Consider the following 6,417-nt stretch of genomic DNA (forward strand, 5'->3'; position numbering starts at 1 on the left):
GCGGATTGCGAGCAGAGGCAGAAGGACGGGCTTTGCCCGACCGAAAAGCCGTTTAAGGCGAGCAACCAGGCAGCGGATTGCGAGCAGCAAAGAGGGAGCAACTTTAAATGAACATTACGGCAATAATTGCTGCGGCAGGCTCAGGAACACGCTACAGTAATAATAAAAACAAGCTTTTTGAAGATTTAGGCGGCATTCCTGTTATTGTTCATACCCTTAAAAAAATTTCTGCCGTAAAAAAAATAAACAGTATTATAATCTGTACTTCGGCAGGTTTGGTTGGCGAAATAGAAAAATTGGTAAATGAATATAATATTTTAAAAGTTAAAAAAATTATTCCCGGCGGAAAAACACGGCAGGAATCTGTTTTTTTAGGGTTACTTAATCTCGAAAAATCAAATCCTGATTTTGTTTTAATACATGATGGGGCAAGACCTTTGATTTCGGAGGAAATTATAAAAAATTCAATAGAGATAGCCGCTGAAAAAGGTGCTGCTGTTGTAGCAGTGCCTGTAAAAGACACAATTAAAAAAGTAAATACTAAAACCCAAGAAATTATAGGGACTTTAAAACGTGATGAACTGTGGAGTATCCAAACTCCGCAGGTTTTTAAATTTAAAGAAATTTTAGAAGCGCATGAAGTTTTCAAAGGGCAGGATTTTACCGATGACAGCGCACTGTTAGAAGAGTTGAAAATCCCTGTGAATATTGTTATGGGAAGTTATAAAAACATTAAAATAACTACCGAAGAAGACCTTAAAATTGCCGGAAGTTTGATTGAATAAAATATTATTCTTTATATCCGATAACGGTAGAAATTGCATCAGTATGACTATGAGAAACACTTACTTCCCATTTTGTAATTTTAAATTGCTGTTCAAGCTCCTTTGCTCGTCCAAAAAGCTTTATAGTTAAAGCCCCGTTGGCATCTCTTACGGATTCTACATCTTTCCAGTTTATGCCTTTGCTCCAGCCGAGTCTTTTAATTCCTACACCAAGTGCTTTTGAAACAGCTTCTTTTGTGGCAAATCTTACAGAAAGTCTTGAAGCGGTATTTTTAGGGCTTGAAAGGCAGTATTTTATTTCATTTTCTGTAAAAGTTTTTTCAAGAAATTTTCCCCCAAATTTGTCAAAAGCAGCTTGAATTCTGTTAATTTCACATATATCGTTACCGAGAAAAATTTTCATTAATTATAAATATTCCTAGTCAAAGTCAAGTATAGTGGTTAAAATTTCATTAAAAAGCTCTTTTTTTTCATCTTCATTAACGTTTTTAAGCATTTCAACAGCCGAGTGAGTTGTTTCGTCTTTATCATACCATCTTTTTCTAATGAAAGGACTCTGGTTGTTAACAATATGAATAAAATTATCAACGTCATATTGTTTGTTAACAATTAATTGAATAATATCATTGGCAATATCATTGCGAGTTTCAGGATCAAAGCTTTCTATTGTTTCCATAATTTGTTTTAAGGTTTCGTTTTTTTCATACCAGCGATTATGTTGCATTTTTTTAAAACTCATAAATCCCATAAAGTAAATACTATAATAAATGATAGGATAAAAAATTGATAGTGGTACAAAAATTTTTTTGTTAGTAAAATATACTCAACTTGAAAAAGGAAAATTTTTATCCTAAAAATAAGAATTAAAGAATGAAAAGACAGTCAGAATAAAAGGAGAAAAAAGATGGCACTTTGTACAGAAAGACAGCTTGTACCGACAAGACAGCTTCTTGATGCTGCGTTAGTTGGAAAATATGCAATAGGTGCATACAATGTAAATAATATGGAACTTCTTCAAGCTATTGTTGAAGCCGGTAATGAATTAAGAGCGCCTTTAATTCTTCAGGTTTCTGCAGGAGCAAGAAAATATGCAAGTCAGGCATATTTGATTAAACTTGTTGAAGCTGCTTTAAACAGCTCAGATATTCCTATTTCTTTACACTTAGATCATGGCGAAGATTTTGAAATCTGTAAAGCTTGTATAGATGGCGGTTTTTCGTCAGTAATGATTGACGGTTCAAAACATTCTTTTGAAGAAAACATTGCTTTAACCAAAAAAGTTGTAGATTATGCACACGCAAGAGGAGTTTCTGTTGAAGCTGAACTTGGAAAACTTGCAGGTGTTGAAGATAATATTTCAGTTTCCGAAAAAGATGCTATTTATACAAATCCTGATGAAGCAGCTGAATTTGTTGAAAAATCAGGATGTGATTCTTTGGCAGTTGCAATAGGAACAAGCCACGGTGCTTTTAAATTCAAAGGCGAACCAAAACTTGATTTTGAAAGATTGGCAGAAATCAAAGAAGCTGTTGGAAAAGACTTTCCGTTAGTTCTTCATGGCGCTTCAAGCGTTCCTGCGGAACTTGTAAAAATTTGTAATGATAACGGCGCAGTAATTCCCGGTACTCAGGGAGTTCCTGAATATATGTTTACCGAAGCTACAAAACTCGGTGTTGCAAAAATAAACGTTGATACCGACTTAAGGCTTGCATTTACAGGCGCTATCAGAAAACATTTTGCAGAAAATCCCGGACATTTTGATCCAAGACAGTATTTAACCCCTGCAAGAGCAGCTGTTAAAGAGATTGTCAGACACAAAATCCAGGTATTCGGAACAAACGGAAGAGTTTAGTTCTTCTGTCATTGAGAGGAAGGGTGAAGCTCTGACGCGGCAATCTGTTATTTAAAAAGACCGACTGTTAAGTCGGTCTTTTTGTTGTTTATGTGTTTTTGAAAATATTTATGCGGTTTTTGCAGTAAGTTTTGATTCATTTTCTCTCCACATTGAAAGAAGAACACTTGCATTAAAGATACTTGAATATGTTCCTGTAACAATACCGAGAATCATAGCAAGAATAAAGTTCTTTGTTGTAGAACCTCCAAAGAAATATAAGGAAAGAAGTGTTATAAGCGCTGTTAAAGAAGTGTTTATGCTTCTTGCGAGGGTTTGGTTTACGCTTATGTTTGCGATTTCGTTAAAAGATTTTTTCTTTGAAAGATATTTAGAGTTTTCTCTTATTCTGTCAAAAACAACGATTGTATCATGAACGCTAAAGCCTATTACTGTAAGGATTGCGGTTATAAACAAACTGTCAATTTCTGTCCCGAACAGGAGTCCTAATAAAGAAAAAGCTCCGCATACAAATATCGCATCGTGGAAAAGAGCAACAAGCGCGCAGATAGCAAAGTCGATATTAAACCTGACGGTTAAATATCCTACAATTCCGAAGAAACAGAGAAGAAGAGCTATCATTGCATTTTTGAACAGTTCTTTCCCTAAAGTCGGACCTATAGCACTTGTTTGAAGAGGAACATACACGCCCAGAGTTTGTTTAACAGTATTATTTACTTTTACTGTTTCATTGCCTGCGCCCTGACTGCTCAGGAATTTTGTTCTTATTGAAACTATGCTTTTTATTCCTGTATTGGCTTGTGATTTCTTTGTTTCCGCCTGTTTTATTTGTTTGGATTCTTTTTCTGTTTGGATAATGGGGTTTGTGATGCCTGTTTTTTCAAGGTTTGCTCTTAATAAATCAATATCAGACTCTTTTATTTCCGCATTAAACCCGTACTGAAGCATTGTCCCGCCTGTAAAATCAAGACCGACTCTTAAAGGAGTATGGCTCGGATAAATTATCATTGAATAAATCATTATTGCGATAGACGGAATAATTAAAGCAAGTGAAAAGGACAGCCAGAGCCATTTATATTTTATAATATCAACTTTATTTTTTTTTTCTAAATTAGGGTTGGTCATTTTTATTTTTCCTCATAATTTATTAGTCTATAACACCGAGTTTGGCTTTTCTTGCTGTAGTTTCTTCAAAAGAAACGGCTTTGCCGATGTCTTCTTTTTTGAGTCCAAACCACCCCGGATGAGTAAGTTCACCGGCTCCAAAGATAAGGTGCATAAAGTTTTTTGTTACAGTAATTGCTGTAAACATGCTCACCGCAACACCTATTGCTAGTGTAAGAGCGAATCCTTTAACTATGCTTGTTCCAAACATATAAAGAATGGAACATGTGATTATTGTTGTCATATTTGAGTCAAAAATACTTGTGAAAGCTCTTTCGAATCCTGCATTTATTGCCGCAAAAAGTGTTCTGCCTATTCTTAGTTCTTCTTTTGTTCTTTCAAAAATAAGAATATTCGCATCCACCGCCATTCCTATACTGAGAATAAAGCCTGCAATGCCTGCAAGGGTCAATGTTACAGGTATAATCTTAAAAATTGCGAAAACAAGCAAAGCGTAAATAGTAAGAGCTATATTGGCAATAAAGCCGGGAACTCTGTAATAAAGAATCATAAAAAGCATTACAACGCTGATACCGATAAGTCCTGCAATCTCGCTTTTGTGGAGAGAATCAAGTCCAAGTGTCGGACCTACTGAATTTTCTTCTATTATTACAGCAGGAACAGGCAAAGCACCGGCATTAAGAAGATTTACCATATTCTGTGCTTCTTCTTTTTTGAAATTGCCGCTGATATAACCTTCGCCGCCTGTTATAGCAGTATTTACAACCGGACTTGAAACAAGTTCGTTGTCAAAAAATATTCCGAGAGGCTTCCCAACAATTTCGCTGGTAAGTTTTCCGAATTTTCTCGAGCCTTTATCGTTTAAAACAAAATTTACATGCCACTCTTGACCGGTTTGATCTGTACCGAGATAAGCATTTTTAAGGTCTTTTCCTGAAACACCAGTGCTTACCCATGATTCCTGACCGTTAAAACCTTTTACCTGTTTTTTAAATTCCAGATTAGCAGTTTTTCCGAGATAATCTTTAGCTTTTTGAGGGTCGCTTATATTTGGAATTTCTATCAAAAGCCTGTCCGTACCTACTTTTTGTACTACAGTTTCGGATACGCCAAGAGCGTTTACCCTATTTTCGATTGAATACAAAAGGCTGTCCATTACATCAGGAGTGATTACCGGCACATCTGCCGTCGGTCTTGCTTCAAGAACAAGTCTTGAGCCGCCTATAAGATCAAGCCCGAATTTTGTGGGTTTATTGATAATGACAAGGATGCTTGCAACTACCAGCCCGAGAATAAACAGGAAAATTAAATTCTCTTTTTTCATTTACGGTATGTCTCCTCGATAATAGTTTAATTTTAATCCTTTTAATAATAAACCAAAAATCAACTTTCGGGCGGGCTATTTTTTCTATTTTACAGAATAATTATGAAAACGTTAAAATTAATAGTTTTGACAAAAAAAATGATAAACTTATCATTAATTCGAACACTAAATAAAATTATTATTAATTCCAATCCATAAAAAAACATTTATTTTCGGAATTGAATATACTATAATTTTGGCAGCAGTTTTAATTCAAAATAATTTAAAAAACAATAATTATATGTAGACTATTAAAATTGAGGTGAGAATGAGCAATTTTTTAAAAAGTAATGGAAGTTACGTTTCCTCAAAGAGTGGTTTTTTTGACAAGATTACAATCAAAAACAGAGTTAATTTGTTGATTATTTTTGTTGCATTGATTACGTTTTTAACCTGTACGCTGTTGAATTTTTCTCAGATTTATAAGACCACCATACTTTGCAGAGAAAAAGAAGTGGCTGCAATTACTGAAGTTGCTCTAAATTTAATAAAAGAATATAAAGTCAGGGCTGATAATGGAGAATTTTCCGAAAAATCAGCCAAAGAAAGGGCAATACAAAGAATAAATCATCTTAATTATGACGGCAAAAATTATGTATGGATAAATGATTATAATAACGTATTTTTAGCGCATCCTACCAAACAGGGTCAAAATGCTTCAAATCTTGCAGATAAAAACGGTTTGAAATTTATTAGTGAAGCTACAAAAATTGCAATGGAAAAAGGACAGGGAAGCTTGAGATATTTTTGGCCCAGGGCTGGTAGTAAAATATCCGCTGAAAAAATTTCATATATAAGAAATTTCTCGCAGTGGGGCTGGGTTATCGGAACAGGAAGTTATCTTGATGATATTTATATGGAAGCATTAAAAGCATTGAGAGTTTCTGTACTTATCAATATATTAATAAGTATAGGTATTTCCCTTATAGTTATGTATCTTACAAATCGTACACTGGGAAGAAGCATCTCTGATCCGATTGAAAATATTACAAAAATAAGTCGCAGGTTGGCAGAAAATGATTTAACTGTAGAAATACCGGAAGATAAAAATAAAACTGAAATAGGTGAGCTTAACAGATCTTTTAAGAAATTTGTAGAAAATTTAAGTAGTTTAATTAAACAGGTAGTTGATTCCGCGCAAGATATATCGGCAAGCTCGGAAGAAATGAGTGCATCCTCGGAACAAACAACTCAGGGCGCTCAACAAACAGCAAGCAGTACAACGCAGCTAGCTCAAGGTGCGCAGGAAATTTCCAGAAACGTGGAACAGGGTGCTGCTAATTTGAACAAAA

General features: G+C 34.7%; 7 protein-coding genes. 3 read left to right on the plus strand and 4 right to left on the minus strand.

Annotated elements, in window-relative coordinates:
• The first annotated feature begins 107 nt into the window (after nt 1-107).
• Nucleotides 108-785, plus strand: a complete 678-nt coding sequence (ispD, locus tag WCG23_12720; GenBank protein ID MEI8390732.1) for a 2-C-methyl-D-erythritol 4-phosphate cytidylyltransferase — start codon at nt 108-110, stop codon at nt 783-785.
• 4 nt (nt 786-789) lie between these two features.
• Here the strand turns inward: ispD and acpS are convergent, their stop codons facing one another.
• Both acpS and WCG23_12730 read right to left on the minus strand, forming a co-directional pair.
• The gene (gene acpS, locus WCG23_12725; GenBank protein MEI8390733.1) at nt 790-1,188 is read right to left on the minus strand and encodes a holo-ACP synthase; all 399 of its coding nucleotides are present in this window, start codon (nt 1,186-1,188) and stop codon (nt 790-792) included.
• Between the two features lie 15 nt (nt 1,189-1,203).
• Nucleotides 1,204-1,524 (minus strand): hypothetical protein, encoded by a 321-nt coding sequence (locus WCG23_12730; protein MEI8390734.1) that lies wholly within the window; start codon nt 1,522-1,524, stop codon nt 1,204-1,206.
• A 165-nt stretch (nt 1,525-1,689) separates the two neighbouring features.
• Here WCG23_12730 and fba point away from each other — a divergent pair, with 165 nt between their 5' ends.
• A complete protein-coding gene (fba, locus tag WCG23_12735) occupies nt 1,690-2,637 on the plus strand; it encodes a class II fructose-1,6-bisphosphate aldolase (GenBank protein ID MEI8390735.1) in 948 nt (315 codons plus the stop codon).
• 108 nt (nt 2,638-2,745) lie between these two features.
• Here fba and secF read toward each other — a convergent pair whose 3' ends face one another.
• Complete coding sequence (gene secF / locus WCG23_12740; protein MEI8390736.1) at nt 2,746-3,762, minus strand: protein translocase subunit SecF; 1,017 nt, start codon at nt 3,760-3,762, stop codon at nt 2,746-2,748.
• Between the two features lie 22 nt (nt 3,763-3,784).
• On the minus strand, nt 3,785-5,086 hold the full coding sequence (gene secD / locus WCG23_12745) for a protein translocase subunit SecD (GenBank protein ID MEI8390737.1): 1,302 nt from the start codon (nt 5,084-5,086) through the stop codon (nt 3,785-3,787).
• A gap of 307 nt (nt 5,087-5,393) precedes the next feature.
• Here secD and WCG23_12750 point away from each other — a divergent pair.
• Nucleotides 5,394-6,417: cache domain-containing protein (locus tag WCG23_12750; GenBank protein MEI8390738.1), on the plus strand; the 1,024-nt coding region annotated here is incomplete at its 3' end.

The organism is bacterium (assembly GCA_037147175.1).
Lineage (GTDB): Bacteria > Cyanobacteriota > Vampirovibrionia > Gastranaerophilales > UBA9971 > UBA9971.

Excerpts from the sequence above, each read along its gene's own strand:
- secD (MEI8390737.1), bottom strand. The coding sequence starts at position 5,086 with ATGAAAAAAGAGAATTTAATTTTCCTGTTTATTCTCGGGCTGGTAGTT.
- acpS (MEI8390733.1), bottom strand. The coding sequence starts at position 1,188 with ATGAAAATTTTTCTCGGTAACGATATATGTGAAATTAACAGAATTCAA.
- WCG23_12730 (MEI8390734.1), bottom strand. The coding sequence starts at position 1,524 with ATGAGTTTTAAAAAAATGCAACATAATCGCTGGTATGAAAAAAACGAA.
- secF (MEI8390736.1), bottom strand. The coding sequence starts at position 3,762 with ATGACCAACCCTAATTTAGAAAAAAAAAATAAAGTTGATATTATAAAA.
- ispD (MEI8390732.1), top strand. The coding sequence starts at position 108 with ATGAACATTACGGCAATAATTGCTGCGGCAGGCTCAGGAACACGCTAC.
- fba (MEI8390735.1), top strand. The coding sequence starts at position 1,690 with ATGGCACTTTGTACAGAAAGACAGCTTGTACCGACAAGACAGCTTCTT.